The organism is Actinoplanes sp. NPDC048796 (genome assembly GCF_040650035.1).
In the GTDB taxonomy this organism is placed as follows: domain Bacteria; phylum Actinomycetota; class Actinomycetes; order Mycobacteriales; family Micromonosporaceae; genus Actinoplanes.
Window position 1 is genome coordinate 31,122 of record NZ_JBEZGO010000016.1, and the last position, 18,305, is coordinate 49,426.

An 18,305-nucleotide genomic window follows, 5' to 3' on the forward strand; every position below is an offset into this window, starting at 1 on the left:
TGACGGCATGGTCTAAGCGCACCACGCGAGTCTTGGGGACCGATAGTTGTCTGGGGTTGTCTTCACCTGTCGGGTGTTAACCCGGCTTAGGACGGCCGAAGCGCGGTCGAACGCAGGTCGTTTCACACTTTCAGGCGGCTTCTTCTCCGAGGGCCGAGTCCATCAGCTCGGCGGCTTTGCGCTCGCTCTCGGGCAGCACGTGGGCGTAGACCTCGCGCGTCGTGCGGGCATCGGCGTGTCCGAGCCGCTTCTGCATGACGTGTTCCGGAACGCCGGCGTCCGCCCCGGCGGTCGCCGAGGTGTGCCGGGCGTCGTGCAGAACGATCACCGGCACACCAGCCGCGCTACAGGCGTCCTCCCACCGATCGGTGAAGTACCGCGGGTAGTACGGCTTGCCATCCTCGCGAGGAAAGACGTATCCGTAGTCGTGGTACAGCAAGCCGGCGGCGGCTTTCTCCTCGTCCTGGCGGGCTTTGTGCTCGCGCAGGACGCGCACCATCGCCGGGCCGATCGCGATGGCACGCCGGCTCTTTCCCTTGGGCGATTTCTCGAGGACCTTGTTGCCGCAGATAGTCCGCTGGATGTGGATGTGGACGATCCCGTTGTCGAGATCGACCTTCGACCAGCGCAGCCCGGCGATCTCCCCGCGACGCGTACCGGCGACCACCGGGAGCGCCCACGCCGCATACAACCGCGAATCGCGGTGGAACCTGAGGAACTGCTTCGACTCCTTCGGCGTCCACACCCCTTTGCGGCCCTGATCCTCCCGCTCGGCCGGGCGCGGCTGCCGCACCTGGCCGAGTTCGATGCCGAGATCCCGAAACGCTTTCATCAGCACACGATGAACGGTGCGGACGGTCGTGGGCGACAACGGCTTCTTATTAGCGCCGCCTTCTGTCAGCAGTGTCTTGTAGAAGTCCTGGACGATCCGCCGGTCGAGGTCATACAGCTGGCGGCCGCCGATGTGCGGGTACACGTACATCCGGAACAGGTTGCGGTAGTTGTCCTGAGTGGTCTCTTCGATGTCGAGTTCCCGCTCCGACAACCAGCCGTTCAGCTCGGCGGCGACACTGCCGTCGGCGCCGATGCTGGCCTCGCCGTACGCCTTCCGTGCTTCGCTTTCCGCTTTCTCCGCCGCCGTCCTACTTGGGAACCCGCGGCGCTTGTACTGGCGCCGTTTTCCGTCGTCGCCGACAGGCAGGTCGATGACGAAGAACCAGAGGATCTTCTTGGTGGAGAGTTCGTACGAGCCGACTGTCATGGCGGTCCCCCGTGGTCACCCGATCGAGCAGGTGAGATCCACGGTAGCCATCCATGTGACCACGCTTGTGACCACAAGATCCACTGGAGCGATCTTGGTCAAGCGACGTTCGTCCATTGAAAAAGCCGCTGACCAGGACTTTCGTCCTTGCCAACGGCTTGAAAAAGCTGGTCGGGCTGACAGGATTTGAACCTGCGACCCCTTGACCCCCAGCATTTATTGGGGGCAGCGACGTGCTAACAAACGTTTTACCAGGTCACTGAAAAGTATACTCGGCCGAGTAAAGGGGTCGCTGCCACCCTACGCCTCGAAGTGGCCCGTACCTCACTCTACCTGCGCCTTTAGACGCAGAGATGCGTCAGAGCGATTCTCTGCAGGGTTTTCTGTCGACTCAGCCCCGTCGCTCGAGCGCGACGAGCACAGCCCAGCGGCGTGCAACCCATACTCAGCCTCGCCGCTGGAAGGAACGCTGCTTAAGAATGGCCTTGGGCACGGTCACGGATGAACACTATGCATTCATATTCTTGGAGTACCGCGTCAATCCGACCGCTCCTGCTGCGGCTTCGGCTGAGCCCTTGCTGGCATCGGACTCCATGAATGGTGACGGTTGCAAACAGGCAGGCAGCCAAGTCATGGCCATGTGGCACCGAGCGGTCACCAAAGCCGCACTCGACCCTGGACAGGATTGATCTTCACGGCAGCCAATCCTGGCGAGATCAGATTGGAACCATCTAAAACCTTGACGGTGCTTCAAGAGGCAGAGTCCGAACTCCTTACCGCTATGGGTCACCACACCGGCTCGCCCTGTCTTTCGGATTGACCGCCCGGTGAAGGAGAGTAGACGCATCGTTCGACGTGAGCGGCCCGACAACGGCCAGGCAATCAAGTAAGCCCATCGCTTTGTCACGTCGGCAACGCCATGGCGGACAGCGTGTCCGGCGGTACCGCGCGGCGGCAGCGATCATCAAACGCGTGGATCATCGATTGACTTTCAAGCTTGACCTTTACCTTCAAGGCGCTGGGCAGCGTCAGCACATGGGAACACTGTATGTCCCCCAGCGTTATGCCGGCGGTGACATCTCGCTGGGCGGGCAGCACTTCGCGGTGGTCGCCATCGCGGAGGGCGCCGACGGCCACACCCTCAACGTTGTGCCGGCAACGAGTCGAGGCCCCGAGCCCGGCTAACCGACTTTCCGCGTGTGATATCCGTGGCGGCCCACGGCCTGACGCGGCAGTAGCGTCGACTGCGCTCCGCGGGACCGCTAATCACGGATGATCCCGCACGTCGGTCCCGCTATCCTCGCCAAACATGTTCGCACGGTACTTTCCGCAGGCGGCGACGCACCTGAAGGCTGCTGGTGTCGCCAGAGAGCGACTTCTTACTCGCTGGCGCGACCTGCTAGGCGAGGAGTTGTTCGACACTGGTGTCATGACGTCTTCTGACGGAGACGTCATGATCGTCGCGTACGCCGACTGGCCTGCCGGCGTGCGAGAGCAACTCACCGGCTCGTTTAAGGAATGCGTCGACGAGCTGTGGGCCTGTCTGGATGCTCTTGTCACGGAGTCCGTCACGATGTTCAGCATCCGGCACCGCCTTCGGGATTCGGATGCTCCCCGCTACTTCCCGATCGCCGACTCCCCGGAGAACTTCGCCGCGTTGCTGAAACAGTCCTGCGTCGACGGTGCCCTGGACCTTCAGGTCGCGATGATCGAGGACTGCCAACCGTTCCAGCGAGAACCCTCCGGTCATCAGCTGGATGATATCCGTGTCGGCTTGCAGCAGCTGCTCGACTGGACGAACCGTCTGGACAGTGGCTCGCTGCTCGGTGCATGGGCCACTGCCATCGATCCCCAGATCTCCATTGAGCCGCCCGCTGATGCAGTCACGCTGTGTCCGCAGCCGCCGGGAGAACTCGTGGACGAGCGAGTAGTGGCGCGATACAAGGTCGTGGGACGTGCAGCCGACGCCACCGTGTCGGGTCGGGCTGGAACCAACATCGACCTGGCCTTCCCGGACGGTTTCGTTCCCGACGGACCAGATGACACGTTGAGCGAACGTCTACTTCGTGCCGGACGTGCCGTCCGGACATTCGCCGCTGTCTTCACGAAATTCGTGGACGAGGCTCCGGGTTCCAAGCGGCTGCTGCAAGCGCCGGCCGGCGATCGGGCGGCAGCATGGAGGGATGTTCGTCGGTCATCTCGACGCTGGACTCAGCAGGAGCTCGACGCGGTCGCCGCGTCTGAGCTTGGGCTTGCAGTCCTGCGTGATGCCGATGATCTGACAATGATCGTTTCGACGCCCCATGGAACCTTTGAGCGCGTCGTCCCTGACGCCAGTCCGCTCCCCCGACGTGTTGCCCGCGGAACCGCGGCTGAAGATGCGATCCAGCACGCCGCTGCGACATGGGGACTTCCCGACTTCGTTCTGCGTCCGCAGCAAGAGCGTAAGGGTTCTGGTGTTCGGGAAGTCGGCGACGGACTACTGATCGTCGGCGAACGCGGCGTAGTGGTGCAGGCCAAGAGCCGCGATGTCGAACCTGAGAAAATGACCCGCGAAGCCGGATGGCTTGACAAGAAGATAGCGTCGGCGGCCCGCCAAGCTGATGGCACCGTCAAGCAGCTGACCGCTAGACCGAGCCGAATGATCAATGGCCGAGGAAGAGCAGTCACGGTCGACGGCAAGGCAGTCACATGGGTCACGGCCCTGGTGATCGACCACCCGGCCCCGCCGGCGGACTATCGGATACCGAAGATCGACAGCCGGGTACCAGCAGTCGTGTTACTACCGAGTGGGGGCACTCCCCGGTCAACGACCAGCAGACAGTAGCCCTCCGCGCGGCCGCGCCGGCTTGGTCGACGTGGTTCAGCAAGCACATGGCCAACGACGACTTCGCCTACGGGGCCGTCCGATTCTTCGGCGAGGTGGCCGCGGCAGCGTTCGTCCACGATGCTGTCGGCTGGCTCGCCGACCGCGAACGCTTTACCGCCCGCTCCAGCAAGAGGTTGGATTCCGCAGTCATCGAGTTCCTGGTCACCATCTCCACCCGCACCCCGAATCCGCTGCGCGCGACTGGCGCCACCGCAGATAACGGACGGCAACTCCTCGCCCGCCTCCACGGTCGAGGCAACGCCGTGGCCGGCCAGCTCCTCAACAGCCTGACCTGACCGCATCCCCGCCGGGGACTGTCAAGAAAATGGCTCTTACAGTCCCCCGCGCTGAAAGAGCGCAGAACCCCGGCGGGAAGTGGACCTCTTAAGGAGCACTTCACAACAGGGGTCCCGCGCTCTCCAACAGTCGGTATCGCCTTACTTGAGGTGGCCGATTTGGATCAATGGCTGACTAGGGCGCCCCAGGTGGCGAAGAAGGCCGGCTTCGGGCGGTACTGCTCATCGAACATCAGCGGCTTCGCGCCCGGCACCCAGGTGTAGGCGTGTTTGTCGGTGAAACCCCAGAAGTTGATGTCCCGAATGCCGGCGGTCAGTGCCTCGTTGACCACGTCGCCGTAGATTTTCGCCTGGGCGGTGAACTCAGCGTTGTCCGGCAGCGGAGACAGGTGCACGTCCATCTCGGTGATGGCCACCTGAAGTCCGAGGGACTTGTAGGAGTTGACGATGCCGGTGATCACTCCGGGCTCCGGCGCCGAGAAGGTGATGTGCGTTTCCAGTCCGACACCGGTGATCGGCACACCTCTGCGCACGAGGTCGGTGACCAGGTCGTAGAGCTCCTGACGCTTCGCGGGGTAGAACTCGACGAGGGACTCGTTGAGGAACAGCTTGGCCTTCGGGTTGGCCGCGTGCGCGATGCGGAACACCTCGGCGAGGTAGTCGGGGCCGAGGACCCGGTAGAAGTAGTTCGCATTGAGGCCGGTGCCCCCGAACGTGGAGAGGACTTCGGTGGCGACGTCCCACCGGTCGACCTTGCCCGCGTACCGGCCCATGATTGTTTTGAAGTGGACGGTCAGCGCGGCGCGTAGTTCCTCTGGTGTCTGGATCTGCTCGAGCCAGGCCGGATTGCAGCACCCGGAGATCAGGCCGTGGCCCTTCACCGTCATGCGGTTCTGCTTGGCGAAGTCGACGAGCCGGTCGAGCTTCGTGAAGTCGAAGACGCCGCGCTGCGGCTCCACGCTCTCCCACTTGAGCTCGTTCTCCGGTGACAGGCTGTTGAACTGCTGGGCGAGCACCTGCCCGAACTTGGGATCGTCGAGATAGTCCGGATTGATTGCACCGGATCCGACGATAATCCCCAGTCTGGCCGCCTGCGACCGCAGCGTGAGAACCGCCGCGTTCGCCGCCGTCGGCGCGAAGACAGCGGCGGCGACCGTGAGCACCGTGGCAGCAGCAAGTGCGCCGAGCCTCCGGAGTCCGTTACGACGGGGAATCGGCGCACCGAGCAGTGCCGATCGTGAGTTCCTCACCATACCTCCAATGGAGCCATGTATAGACAACGGTGAGCCCGGCCAGGCAACACGACCGTAACATGAAATTAGTACAGCTGATATAGTTTCGCGGACACATATTGGCGGATGTCGAGTCCTTGGAAATGCCGTCTCCCACACCGATAGCCGCTCCGCGATGCAGCGGAGCGGCTATTGACGTTTCTATTCAGCGGAGTATTACGACATGAGTGCCCGATTGCAGCACCTGGGTCAGGTCCGCCAATCGGACGACGCCGCTGGCGCCGGGCGGCACCTCGACCTCGAGGCGAATGCCGTCCGCTGTCCGGGTCCAGGCGCTTGAAGCAGTTCCGTACGGTGTCTGGATGCGTACTGAGGCGGAGCCCAGTTGCTCGGTGAATGTCGGCGCAAAGCGGATTTCGCGGTATCCGGGTGCCATCGGCGCGAGGCCCGCGACGTACTCCTGAAGAAACCGTGCCACGCCGCCGAGGGCGTAGTGGTTGTGCGAGTCGCGGGCATTGCCGTTCTCGTCGTAACCTCGCCAGCTTTCCCACATCGTGGTTGCGCCCTGTTTGAGTTGGGCGAGCCACGACGGCGCTGTGGTCTGGAACAGGAGCCGGTAGGCCACCTCGGGGTGGCCAGCGTCGACGAGTGCGGGCAGCAACAGCGAAGTACTGAGAAAGCCGGTGCCGAGGTGCCCGTCCGCCTTGTCGATGAGCTCGACGAGACGGCGGGCGGCGAGCATGCGCTGGTTGACCGGGAGCAGATCGAAGGCCAGCGCCCGGACGTAGTCGTCCTGCTTGTCCTCACCTATCCGCGCGCCGTCGTCTCGGACGAACGCCGCTCGCCACGCATGCCGCACGTTTTCGGCCAGTTCGGCGTAGTGCTTGGCGTCGGCGTCGTTGCCGAGTACGGCGGCCATCTCGCTGAGCAATGCTGAGGACTTGGCGAAATAGGCGGTGGCGACGACGGCCGGCGGATGCAGCTGATTGCGCACCCATTCGTTTATGCCTTCCTCGCCGGCTCGAAGCCACTCTCCCCAGTGGTAGCCGGAGTCGAGGATGTACCGCTCCAGGTCACCGTGGTGACGCCCGTCCGGCCGGGCGGGGCCGCTGCGGGTCGCGGCGCACGCGAGCTGATCGACCCACTTCCGCGCGCTCGGATATTGGGCGTGCAGGACGCTGACGTCACCGCGGTACTGGTAGAGGGTCCACGGCAGGATGACCATGGCATCACCCCAGCCGACCGAGCCACTGACCTCGGCGTGGAATCCGTTCGGCTTGCCCCGAGGCTGCTCGCTGGGGATGTAGGGCGGGACGCGTCCGTCGTCGTACTGTTCGACGGCGGCGTTTCGGAGATAACGGCGCAGGAAGTTGTCGGCGGCGACGAGCTGTACCGCGGTCGAGCCGAAGACCTGCAGGTCGCCGGTCCACCCCGAGCGTTCCCGCTGCGGGCAGTCGGTCGCGGTGTCGGTGAAGTTGGACCGTAGCGACCATCGGGCGTTGCTCCACAGGCGTTCGAGCCGGGTGTCGGAGGCCGTGAAGGCCGAGATCTCGGGCATGTCCGTGGACAGCACGATGCCCTCTACGTCGGTGGCGGAGAGATCCTCCGCGCCCTGCACCTCGATGTAGCGGAAACCGCGGATGGTGAACCACGGGCAATACCGCAGGGGCTCTTCGGAGAGCGTGACGGTGTCACGTTGAAAGGATGTTCCCGGGCGCCGGGGTGAGCGGATGAACAGGTGGTCCTTGTCGAGCTCGCCCTCCGGCGTGAGCACCTCGCCGTAGGTGAGCACGACCTGCTGGCCGGCGCGGCCACGAAGCGTGAGGGCGGCGATGCCGGCGAAGTTCTGCCCGAAGTCGATGAGCTGCACGCCTGACCGGCTCCGACGCACGGTACCGCTGAGGCGGGCGATGTCGCGCACCCGTTCGACCTCCTCGGCGATCAGGCTCCGGTCATGGCCGGGCAGTACCTCTGCGAACGAGGCGTCGTTCAGGGAACCGCCGACTTCGAGCCACGCGCGCTGATCGACCCGCAGATCGACCTCGACAGCCAACACCGGGTCAGCACGACGGACGGCTCCGGTTCCGACGGTCCATCGCTCGTCGGTGACGATGGTCGTGCGGGATCCGTCGCGGAACTCCAGGTCGAGCTCAAGGAGGACGCCGAGACGGTCCCCGTACCGGGCGTCATCGCAGGCTCCGTCGCCGAGTGCGCCGCGGAACCGTCCGTCGCCGACCGCGAGGCCGAGCACGTTCACCCCGCCTCGCAGGACTTCGGTGACGTCGTACACCTGGTACTCGACCGACTCGTCGAACGGCGTCCACCGGGGCACGAGCGCGTGACCGGCGATGTCGCTTCCGTTGACGAAGAACTTGTACCAGCCGAGCGCGCTGGCATAGGCGCGCGCTCGCACGACGCCGTCCGGCAGGGTGACCTCGGTCCGGAAGTACAGGACGCGCCGGTCGTCGGGGCCTGCGTACGGGGCCGAGATCCACCGGGCCGTCAGTCGGTCGTCCCCGAGCAGGCCTGTCTCGAAGGTCGCCGGGTCACTCCACGGCGACGGCGTGTCCTCGTCGAAGACCCGGACCCGCCACGAATATCCGGTGCGTGATCGCAGCGGGGTCCCCCTGTACACGACTCCGAACGGCCGGCTACCGGCCACGGCCCCTGATCGCCAGAACAGAGACGGCTCGGAAAACTGGGCTCCCTCGGCGACCTCGATCTCATACCCGCTCTGCCGCTGCCCGGCGGAGAGTTGCCACGCGAATTCGGGGGCATCGGTTCCCAGCCCCAGGGGATCGGTCCTTCCGCTCGTGGTGAGCGAGTACGGTGACGATGTCAACTGGTTCACCTCTCCGGCGGTCCACAACGGCGGCGAGCGGTCACAGGACGATGGCCGGGGCGTCGATCTTCGCCTCGGCCCGGATGTCGGCGCTGGACAGCCCGAGCAACACCGTGATCTCCCCCGCCTCGAGACCGCGGCGCCCGTCCGGCCAGGTGTAGGCGAGCCGGCTCAGAGGGACGGCGAACTCGAAAGTCTCCGCGGCGCCACCGGCGACAGCCACGCGGCGGAAGTCCACGAGCTGCCGAACCGGCCGTACGACGCTGGCTCCTTCGTCACGGGTGTACAGCTGCACCACTGTCGTTCCGGGTCGCTCACCGAGGTTGCGGACCGAGCCGCTCACGAGCAGCGTCTCCCCGTCGACGGTGACGTCATCGAAGCCGGCGTCGAAGGTGGTGTAACTGAGACCGTGCCCGAACGGGTACAGCGGGCTGCTGTCGGCGAGGTCGATGTTGCCGTGCCGCGGCTGCGTCGGGTGGTCGTAGCCGCTGCCGAGCGGGTGCCCGTGGTAGAGCGGGATCTGCCCGCCGTGGCGCGGGAAGGTGGAGGGGGTGCGTCCGCCGGGTTCGGTGACGCCGAAGAGGACGTCCGCGATGGCGGATCCGGCGGCCTGGCCGAGGAGCGGGGCGAGGAGCACCGCCGACGATGCCTCGTGCACGGACTGGAGCACCAGTGGCCGGCCCGAGACGACGACGCTGATCACACGTTTGCCCGCCTCGTGCAGGGTGGTGATGAGGTCGTTCTGATTGCCCTTGAGGGTCGGGTCCGCGGTGGTGCGTCCCTCGCCTGCGGTGTTGTTGCCGGCCCACCCGGTGCGCTCGCCGACGACGGCGATCACGATGTCCGCGTCGGCGACAGCCGTGATGACGGCCTTGCGGTCCAGTGCTGGAGCGTCCAGTTCGAGGCTTCCCAGTGCGTGGTAGCGGACGGTCGGGTCGATGGCCGACACTGCCTCGGCGATGGTCTTCGCCGCCGGGTGAAGGGCGCGAGCGTCTTTCTCGAAGATGGCCTCGGTTCCGGGGAGCCGGACTTGGAACAGGTCGGGGAACACCTCCGGAGAGGCGCTCACCCCGGTGATCTGGCCGGTCGTGATCAGGTAGACGGCCCTGGCCATCTCCGCCTCGGAGACTGTCGAGTAGGCGCCGAAGTGGATGCGCAGTTCGTCCGCGGCGGGACCGACGATGGCGACCTTCGCCGACCGGGGGCTCAGCGGCAGGATGCCGTCGTTGGCGAGCAGGGTGATGCTCGCGGTGGCGATGTCCCGGGCCGGCTGCTCCGTCGTCGGCCGTTCCGCCGCGGTCGACGGCGGGGCTGCGTTCGTCGCGCGGATTTCGGGGATGAGGTCGAGCCGGGCCTTGATCTCGAGAACGTTGGTGACGGCGCGGTCGAGGGTCTGTTCCGGCACGGTGCCGTCCTCGATGAGGTGCCGCAGTCCTCGGGTCATCGCGTTTCCGGGCAGTTCGACGTCGAGTCCGGCGGTGAGTGCCAGCGCTGCGGCGTGCCCGGGCGTCGCGGCGATGCGGTAGGTGTTGTGCAGCATCGAGACGGCGCCGTAGTCGCTGACCACGAGGCCGGTGAAGCCCAGTTCATCGCGCAGCAGGTCGGTGAGCAGCCACCGGTTCGCCGCTGCGGGAATCCCGTCGATGTCGTTGTAGGAGTTCATGATCACTGAGAGGCCTTCCTCCGCGATCAATCGCCGGAAGGGTGCTGCGTGGACGTCGACGAGTTCGCGCCGGCCCAGCTGCGTCGCGGCCTGGTTCAGGGCGCCGAGCGACGTGGCGTAGCCGAGGAAGTGTTTGCCTGTCGCGAGGACGCCGCTGGCGCCGTCCTCGCCCTGGACGCCGCGGACGAAGCCGGCAGCCATCCGGGTGATCAGCTCGGGGTCCTCGCCGTAGGTCTCGTGCACCCGGCCCCAGCGGATGTCGCGGGCCAGGTCGAGGACCGGGGAGAAGAAGAGATGGATGCCCACGGAGCGGGCCTGGGCGGCGGCGGTCCGTCCGATCGTGGTGCTGACGTTCGGGTCCCAGGTCGCGGCTTGGCCCCACGGGGTGGTGAATTGGTACCCCTGGGGGTGGACGAACCCGCTGACTCCTTCGGCGTGCACGAGCACTCCGATTCCGAACGGGTTCACCTCTTTGGCGACCTCCTGTAGCCGGGCGAGCGTGCGCCGCAGCCCGTCCAGGTCGCGGTGGAGTTGCTGTCCGAGGGAGAGGTGACCGACGCCGTGCGGGCGTACGAGCGGGAGTCGCTCCATCTGGTACTGGAAGCCCGGAAAGCTGTCGAAATCGCTGTCGCTGTCCAGGGCGGCCGAGGGATCCAGGAAGTCCTGCGGTTCGATGCCCTGAATCTGGGCGATCTTCTCGTCCAACGACAGGCGGGACACGAGGCGGCGAATGGTGGTCATGACGGTTCCTTTGCAGGTGGTCGCGGGTCCGCGGAATCAGGGCTCGAGGAGGGGTGGATGCACGGTCACAGCGCTGGGGCGCCTACATCGAGCGCGGGCAGCGTGCGGGTCGCGCACCGTTGCGCCAGCCAGTGCGCGCTCCGTTTCGGGATGCGCTCCAGCGTGTCGTAGTCCACCCGGACGACACCGAATCGTGGCCCGTAGCCCTCTGCCCATTCGAAGTTGTCCAGCAGGGACCAGACCAGGAAGCCCCGGACGTCGGCGCCCCGTTCGCGCGCGCGGCAGGTGGCGGCCAGGTGATCAGCGAGGTACGCGACCCTCTCGTGGTCCTCGACTGTCTGCTCGCCGTCGACGACCGATACGTCGTCGGCGAACGCCGCACCGTTCTCCATGACCATGAGGGGCAGCCCCGGGAAGTCGCGGCTGAGCGCGATGAGGTGGTCCTCGATGCCGCGCGCCTCGACCGTCCATCCCATCGCCGTCTTCTCCAAGTCCGCAGGGCGGAACAGCTCGACGTATTCCGAACCGGGAAACGCCGTTCCGGCCGTCGGATGATCGACTACGTCGCGTGCGGCACGCACGTGCATGACTTCGTAGTAGTTGATGCCGAGGAGGTCCAGCGGCTGGTGGCAGATTTCGGTGTCACCGGGCCGGACGAATCCCCAATCGGTGAGGTGCTGGGTGTCGTGGATCAGATCGTCCGGGTACGCCCCGCGCAGCATGGGGCCGGTGAACACCCGGTTGGCGACGGCGTCGAACCGTCGGGCGGCCTCGGCGTCCGCGGGGGTCTCGGCCTCGACGCGGAAGATGTTCAGCGTGACCGACACCTGCGCGTCGGCCCGGGTGATGGTCCGTCGTAACGCCTGCACGCCAAGACCGTGCGACAGGTTGAGATGGTGCGCGGCGCGAAGCGCGTCGGCGTGGCTGCGGACGCCGGGGGCGAAGACGCCGTGACCGTATCCGGTGAACGAGTTATTCCAGGGCTCGTTGTGGGTTGACCAGATCCGCACACGGTCGCCGAGGGCGGCGCCGACCACCTCGGCGTACTTCTCGAAGGCGTACGCCGTCTCCCTGCCCCGCCATCCGCCGTAACGGTCTTCGAGCGCTTGCGGAAGATCCCAGTGGTTGAGGGTGACGATGGGTTCGACGCCGCGTTCGATGAGCCCGTCCACGAGGTCGGAGTAGAAGGCGAGGCCGGTGTCGTTGACCCGCCCTTCGCCCTCGGGCATGACCCGCGACCACGAGATCGAGAAGCGGTAGGCATCCAGCCTTAGCGACGCTATGAGGTCGAGGTCCTCGGCGACCCGGTGGTAGTGGTCGGCGGCGACGTCCCCGGTGGCACCGCCGGCGGTTCGCCCCGGGGTGTGGCTGAAGGTGTCCCAGATCGACGGCCCGCGTCCACCGTCCGACGCGCCGCCCTCGATCTGGTAAGCGGCCGTGGAGGCGCCGAGAAGGAAGCCGGCCGGCAGCGTGATCGTTGCGGGCATGGAGGGGTCAGTCATTGGAGCTGTTTTCATCCTTCGTGAGGGGAGTGATGTCCAGGCCGGCGCCCAGGGGATAGAGGGTGCCGGCGGCGGAGAAGCCGGCATCGGCCCGACCCGCGCGCACGCTGTCCATGGACGAGGGCAGCGCGACAGGTAGCCGGCCGGCCGGTGTGATCTCCCCGGTCAGCGCGCGCAACAGCGCCTCGTCGGACACCCCGAAGGTGACGGTGAGTGCGACAGCGAGCTGCTGGATCGGAGTGAGTACCGCCGCGCGGTCCAAGGCGACGTCGACGACGAGCGGTGCCGCCTGCGCGACGCGGGCTAGGCGGGCGAGCAGTCCTGGACGGAACTCGAGCGACCCCTGATGGAAGAACGCTTCGAGAAACAGATCGTCGCGCGGTTCGAAGGGAGCGCTCAGCCGCACCAGGGCGATGTCGGCTGCTTCGGGTGCCGTGACGACGTCGCCGAATCTTGCAGCCACCTCGGCGTCGACCCCTTCGACGTACAGGCGCAGGCCGCCGAGCAGCGGCAGCGCCGGTGTGTCGCCGACAGGGTGGTTCTCCAGGACGACGACGGATTTCGACTGCGCACGCAAGCCGGCCGTCCGGTGCTCGGCGCAGCCGACCACCAGTGACGCCTGCTCCTCGTCGACGTAGGGGTCGTCGAAGAGCCCCAGGCGGAACTTCACGAGCAGGATGCGCCGGACGGAGTCGTCGAGACGAGCCTGGCTCACCGCGCCCGAGTCGACGAGAGCCGCGAGCAGATCGACACATTCTTCGCCACCGAACTGGTCCGCACCCGCGTCGAGGATCCGCTGCATCCGGCCGGCGGCGTCGAGGTGCTCGACCCCCCACGCCCGGGCGGGCAACACCTGATGCCCGACGATGTTGTCGTTGACCAGTTCCCAGTCGGTGAGGACGACGCCGTCGAAGCCGAGCTGGTCCCGGAGCAGGCCACTGAGAATGCGCCGGTTGAACCCGAATCCCACTGGCTCGACCGGCTCTCCGTCCAGGACGAGGCCGACGGGCATGCCGTAGTACGGCATGATCCCGGCGATGCCGTTCGCGATCGCCACGCGGAAGGGCTCGAGATGCGCGTCGAAGCGCCCGCCGGGATAGATCTGCTCCCGTCCGTACGGGAAATGCGCGTCTTCGCCGTCCTTCTGCGGGCCGCCCCCGGGGAAGTGCTTCGCGGTGCAGGCGACGGAACCCGGCCCCACCTCGCTCCCTTGCAGACCGCGCAGATACGCCCCGGTGTGCGCCCCGACGCGCTCCGGATCCGCGCCGAACGTCTGGAGCTGCCGCGCCCACCGCGGTTCGGTCGGCAGGTCGATCTGCGGGTGGAGGGCCGCTCGGATACCGACCGCGCGGTACTCCCGCCGCACGATGTCCGCGAACGCCTCGGTGACGCTGGGGTCGTCGATCGCGGCGAGGCCGAGACCATCAGGCCACTGCGAGAACGGGCCGGCCGAGAATCCCACGCCGACGTTGTCGGCGAAAGCGTGGCGAGGATCGGTGGAAATGGTCACCGGAATGCCGTGCGGTGTCTGCTCCGCAAGTGCCTGCAACGCGTTGTTCCACCGGGCGGCCTCGCCCGCGTTCATCACGGCATGCACATTGAAGTGGTTCATGAACTTGTCCAGAACGACCGCCGACGTCGGCGACTTGCTGATCCGCCCCGGGCTCTCCAACAGAGTCCCGTTCTCCCCCATTTCGATGACCGTCTGGAACATCAGGCCGGCCTTCTCGCGCACGCTGAGGCGTCCGAGAAGATCGGCCGCGCGCTCCCGGGCCGGCAGGAGCGGATTCTCGTAAGGGTCCATCACGCCGTTGCCGTTGAGGTCCCGGTACCGTACGCCGTCGGCCGTCGTGGAGAAACGGATCCGGTGGTGCTCCGACATCGCCGATCAGCCCTTGATTCCCGAGCCGACCGACGAACGGATGAAGTAACGCTGGAAGACGAAGAAGATCAGCAACACCGGCAGGATGTACAGGACGGCGGCCGCGGCCTGCACGGTCGGGATGACGTTTCCGGCAGGGTCCTGGTACCAGGCGGTGATCGCGACGGCAAGGGTCGTCCGATCCAGGTCCAGGAAGATGGCCGGGGCGATGTAATCGCTCCAGGACCAGGTGAACGACAGCAGGAAAGATGTCAGCAGCACCGGACGCGACAGCGGCAGGAAGATGGAGAAGAAGATCCGGCCCCATCCGGCACCGTCGATGATGGCGGCGTCCTCCAACTCGCGGGGCAGCGTCGTGAAGAACTGGCGGAACAGGAAGACCATGAACGGCGACGTCGCGAGCCCCCACAGCACCCACGGCCAGTAGGTATTGATCAGACCGACCTGGGAGAACATCACGTACGTCGGCAGGAGCGTGAGGATGTTCGGCAGCATCATGGTCGACATGAGCACGACGAACATGGCCTTCTTGCCGGGTGCCCTCAGCCGAGCGAAGCCGAATCCGACGACCGCGCTGGACAGGGTGATCAGCACGGAGTAGATCGTCGCGAGGAACAGGGAATTCATGGTGTAGGCAGTGAAGTCCATCTCCGTCAGGGCTTCGACGAAGTTGTTCCACTGCGCCGCGGCCGGCAGGATGTTGATCTGCACTGAGGTCCATTCACCGGGCGTCTTCAGCGCTGCGAGCACGAGCCAGATGAACGGACCGATGAAGAATGCGGTGAGGGCGAGGATCAGGATGTAGATCCACCCCGGACGCCGCCCGCGCCTGACCGTACGCGCCGGGTTCGACGTGACCTTTTCGGCGGTCAGTGGCTCCGCCGGGAGTGTCGAGGTCATCGTGCGGCCTCCTTCGGCGCGGGGTCGGTATCGACTTCGTAGTAGACGAAGGAACGGGTCGTTTTCAGCAGCACGAGCGTCAGGCCGAGAATGGCGAGGAAGTACACCCAGAGCATGGCCGAGCCATAGCCGAACCGGTTGTTGAGGAAGAACTCCTGATAGACCTCGATCATGTAGAGCCGGTTGCTCTGGGGCACGGTGCCCACGCCTGTCAGACCAGTCGCGTTGGTGAGCAGAAGTGGCTGCACGAGGACCTGAAGGGCGACGATGACGCCGGTGATTCCCTGGAAGAAGATGATCGGCGAGATCATCGGCACGGTCACGTGCCGGAAGACGGACCATTTGCCGGCGCCGTCGACGATGGCGGCCTCTTCGAGCTCGGGTGGAACACCCTGAAGCGCAGCAAGCATGATCACCATGCCGCCCCCGAGTCCCCACAACATCACGACGACGAGTGCCCAGAACACCGTGGGGTCGACCAGCCAACCGACCGAATCGAGGCCGAGGGCACGCAACGTGACGTTGAGGATGCCGGCGTCCTTGTTGAAGACGAGCTTCCACATGATCGCCATCGCCACGACGGGTACCACCGACGGCAGGAAGAAGACGGTCCGCCACAGGCCGACAGCGATCAGCCGTCGATTGATGATCACCGCCAGACCCAGCGAGCCGGCGACGCTGAGCGGCACGACGAGGGCGGCGAATCCCAACGTTCGCACCAGCGCCGCCCAGGCATCGCCATCGCTCATCAGTTCGACGTAGTTGCGTAGTCCTACCCACTTCCAGCGGGGCGAACTGCCATCGAAGTTGGTGAGGCTCACGAGGAAGCCGTACACGAGGGGAAGAGCGGTCAGAAGGATGAATCCGATCGCCCACGGTGCGGTGAAGGCGTAGAACGCCTTCTTGGGGTATCGGGTCCATTTGCGAGCCATGATCAACCCACCTGGTCTTTACCCTGCGCCAGTGCCTTGTTGATCTCCTTGGTCGCCGCAGCGGTGGCCTGATCGACCGTCGCGTTGCCCTTGATCGCGGACTGGAGGTGCTTGTCGAGCGTGGCGTTGAGCGCGTCCATGGAAATGTATGGAGAGTCAGGCAGAGGCTTGGCGTACTGCAGTTCGTTCTGCGCTACGGCGTACGCATCCTTCTGCCACGGCTTGTCCTGCGGCAGCCGGGTCATCAGTGACTTGAGCGAGGGAAGGCCCCAACCGCTCGATGCACGCGCCTCTGCGGGCGGCCCGGCCATGTAGTACTCCATGAGCTTCCACGCGGCGTCCTTGTTTTTGGACTTCGCGGGGATCCACCAGCCTTGGCCGCCATAGGTGGGGTTCACCCGGCTGTCACCCATCGTCGGCGCCGGCGCCATCCGGACGGTTTTCAAGGCGTCCGCGCCGGTGAAGTTGCCGCCGAACCAGTAGCCGTCCTGGGTGATGGCCATGCGTCCGGCCGAGAAGGTCGGGAAGTCCGATCCGTCGGCCAGCGGGTTCAGCGACGTGGGGCCGACACCGGCCTTGGCGAAGTCGACGTACCACTGAAACGCCCTGCGTGCCTGCGGGGTGGTGAGGTCGATTTTGGTCAGGTCGTCGTTGTAGAGCTGACCGCCCTGCTGCATGACCATCGCCGACATCGGGCCGTACAGGCTCCACGCCCATTCCAGGCCGAGGCCGTGGACTGTCGTGGTGCCGCCCTTGGCGACGGTGAGCTTCTTGGCGATCTGGAGAAGGTCGTCGTAGCTGATCGCCTTGGTATCGCTCAGGTGCGGAACGCCGGCCGCGTCGAACAGCGCGGTGTTGTACCACAGCGTCGCGTCTTGGCTCCAGTCCTTGACGATGCCGTAGATCGGACCCGCGCCGCTGCGCTTGCCGTCCCATCGGAAGCTGTCGTTGACCGACTGGAGGTCGTCCTCCTTGAGCACGGTGCTCTTCGCGAGGAACGGGGTCAGGTCGGTCGCCAGCCCTCGCGCGTTGTTGTTGGCGCTGCCGACGGCCGGCCCTGAGGCGATGTCCGGTGGCTGGCCGGCGGCCAGCATGGTGTTCAGCCGGGTGGGGTCGGTAAGTATGTGCTTGACCTTGATACCGGGGTTCTTCTGCTCGAAGTCGGCGATCATGGTGTCGGGAAGGTCCTGGGCGCCCGCCATCACCGTGATGGTGGTCGTGCCCGACGAGTCTTCTCCGCCGTCTGCGCCGCCCGCCGTGCACGCCGTAACGAGTGACGCGACCGCAGCGAACGCAACGAGCGGGAGCGCCCTTCGTCCCTTGATTGATGCTGTGCCGATCATGCAAACCTCCTGGTTCGTCATGCCGTGGACCGAGCTCGGTGGCTCGATGCGCCTCGGACCATACGCTGAAATTTGTACAGCTGCTACATTTATGACTCAAGAATTTTCGCGGTATCTTCACGCCCATGACCGAACCGAAACGCAACGGTGTCCGAGGGCCTTACGCGAAGTCCGCGCAGCGCGCCAGCGACATCCTCGATGCTGCGACGACGGTGTTCGCGACGCACGGATACAGCGGAGGGTCGTTGCGGGACATTGCCCGGCAACTCGACTTGAGCCTGACCAGCATCGTGCACCACTTCGGTACGAAATATGAGTTGTTGGAGGCCGTCTTGGAGCGAGCCGACCGCACGACGAGCGGCAACGCCGAATTCGACTTCGACGCTGCCTGCGCCGCTGACGGCGTCGCCGCCGCCACGCTGGCACGCGTGCGTTCCAATCTCGACCGGCGGGAGATCCTGCGGCTGTTCGCCATCCTGTCGGCGGAGGCCTCGGTGCCCACCCATCCCGCGCACGACTGGTTCGTCGAGCGCTATCGCCGCAAGACCGAGGCCATGACCGCGGCGTTCGCGTACGACCAGTCCCGCGGACGCGTGCACCCTGACCGCGACCCGCGCGTTCTGAGTCGGCTCCTGCTCGGCACCTGGGACGGTCTCCAGCTGCAGTGGCTCATCGACCCGTCCTACGACATGAACGAAGCGATGGCGGCGTTCTTCGCGTGGAAGATCCCGGAGAGCGTCGTCGGCTGAGAATCCGTCAGCGACTCCGGGCGACGCCCACCGTGGTTACCCCGCATGACGGTGCTGACATCATCGGGGCGGCAGAGCACGAGGAACGTTCGA

14 protein-coding genes are annotated in these 18,305 nt (G+C 65.8%); 4 read left to right on the top strand and 10 right to left on the bottom strand.

Annotation, left to right across the window (positions count from 1 at the left end; translation table 11 throughout):
* Nucleotides 1-130: 130 nt before the first annotated feature.
* Nucleotides 131-1,261, bottom strand: a complete 1,131-nt coding sequence (locus tag AB0C26_RS39265) for a tyrosine-type recombinase/integrase (protein WP_360258338.1) — start codon at nucleotides 1,259-1,261, stop codon at nucleotides 131-133.
* Nucleotides 1,262-2,164: 903 nt separating this feature from the next.
* The gene (locus AB0C26_RS39270; protein ID WP_360258340.1) at nucleotides 2,165-2,296 is read right to left on the bottom strand and encodes a hypothetical protein; all 132 of its coding nucleotides are present in this window, start codon (nucleotides 2,294-2,296) and stop codon (nucleotides 2,165-2,167) included.
* On the opposite strand from AB0C26_RS39270, the gene AB0C26_RS39275 reads away from it, so the two are divergent.
* From AB0C26_RS39275 to AB0C26_RS39285, 3 genes are all read left to right on the top strand, one after another.
* A complete protein-coding gene (locus AB0C26_RS39275) occupies nucleotides 2,297-2,446 on the top strand; it encodes a hypothetical protein (RefSeq protein WP_360258343.1) in 150 nt (49 codons plus the stop codon).
* Between the two features lie 124 nt (nucleotides 2,447-2,570).
* Entirely contained in the window at nucleotides 2,571-4,088 is a 1,518-nt protein-coding gene (locus AB0C26_RS39280) for a hypothetical protein (protein WP_360258346.1), read from the top strand.
* Nucleotides 4,089-4,135: 47 nt separating this feature from the next.
* Nucleotides 4,136-4,426, top strand: coding sequence for a hypothetical protein (locus AB0C26_RS39285; RefSeq protein ID WP_360258348.1), 291 nt, complete (start codon nucleotides 4,136-4,138; stop codon nucleotides 4,424-4,426).
* A 164-nt stretch (nucleotides 4,427-4,590) separates the two neighbouring features.
* Here AB0C26_RS39285 and AB0C26_RS39290 read toward each other — a convergent pair whose 3' ends face one another.
* The 8 genes from AB0C26_RS39290 to AB0C26_RS39325 form a co-directional block, all read right to left on the bottom strand.
* The gene (locus AB0C26_RS39290; protein WP_360258350.1) at nucleotides 4,591-5,589 is read right to left on the bottom strand and encodes an endo-1,4-beta-xylanase; all 999 of its coding nucleotides are present in this window, start codon (nucleotides 5,587-5,589) and stop codon (nucleotides 4,591-4,593) included.
* Between the two features lie 274 nt (nucleotides 5,590-5,863).
* On the bottom strand, nucleotides 5,864-8,293 hold the full coding sequence (locus tag AB0C26_RS39295) for a family 78 glycoside hydrolase catalytic domain (RefSeq protein ID WP_360258352.1): 2,430 nt from the start codon (nucleotides 8,291-8,293) through the stop codon (nucleotides 5,864-5,866).
* A gap of 247 nt (nucleotides 8,294-8,540) precedes the next feature.
* On the bottom strand, nucleotides 8,541-10,904 hold the full coding sequence (locus tag AB0C26_RS39300) for a glycoside hydrolase family 3 N-terminal domain-containing protein (RefSeq protein WP_360258354.1): 2,364 nt from the start codon (nucleotides 10,902-10,904) through the stop codon (nucleotides 8,541-8,543).
* A gap of 65 nt (nucleotides 10,905-10,969) precedes the next feature.
* Nucleotides 10,970-12,406 carry a GH1 family beta-glucosidase gene (locus AB0C26_RS39305; RefSeq protein WP_360258356.1) on the bottom strand — a complete coding sequence of 479 codons (1,437 nt, stop codon included), beginning with the start codon at nucleotides 12,404-12,406 and terminating at the stop codon, nucleotides 10,970-10,972.
* The gene (locus tag AB0C26_RS39310) at nucleotides 12,399-14,288 is read right to left on the bottom strand and encodes a glycoside hydrolase family 3 N-terminal domain-containing protein (protein ID WP_360258359.1); all 1,890 of its coding nucleotides are present in this window, start codon (nucleotides 14,286-14,288) and stop codon (nucleotides 12,399-12,401) included. Before AB0C26_RS39310 ends, AB0C26_RS39305 begins: the two co-directional genes overlap by 8 nt.
* Nucleotides 14,289-14,294: 6 nt before the next feature.
* A complete protein-coding gene (locus AB0C26_RS39315) occupies nucleotides 14,295-15,188 on the bottom strand; it encodes a carbohydrate ABC transporter permease (RefSeq protein WP_360258361.1) in 894 nt (297 codons plus the stop codon).
* Nucleotides 15,185-16,120, bottom strand: a complete 936-nt coding sequence (locus AB0C26_RS39320) for a sugar ABC transporter permease (RefSeq protein WP_360258364.1) — start codon at nucleotides 16,118-16,120, stop codon at nucleotides 15,185-15,187. The genes AB0C26_RS39315 and AB0C26_RS39320 overlap by 4 nt, the downstream gene beginning before the upstream one ends.
* 2 nt (nucleotides 16,121-16,122) lie before the next feature.
* Nucleotides 16,123-17,484, bottom strand: a complete 1,362-nt coding sequence (locus tag AB0C26_RS39325) for a sugar ABC transporter substrate-binding protein (RefSeq protein WP_360258367.1) — start codon at nucleotides 17,482-17,484, stop codon at nucleotides 16,123-16,125.
* A gap of 104 nt (nucleotides 17,485-17,588) precedes the next feature.
* Between AB0C26_RS39325 and AB0C26_RS39330 the strand changes: the two genes are divergently transcribed.
* A complete protein-coding gene (locus tag AB0C26_RS39330; protein ID WP_360258369.1) occupies nucleotides 17,589-18,212 on the top strand; it encodes a TetR/AcrR family transcriptional regulator in 624 nt (207 codons plus the stop codon).
* The last annotated feature ends 93 nt before the right edge of the window (nucleotides 18,213-18,305 follow it).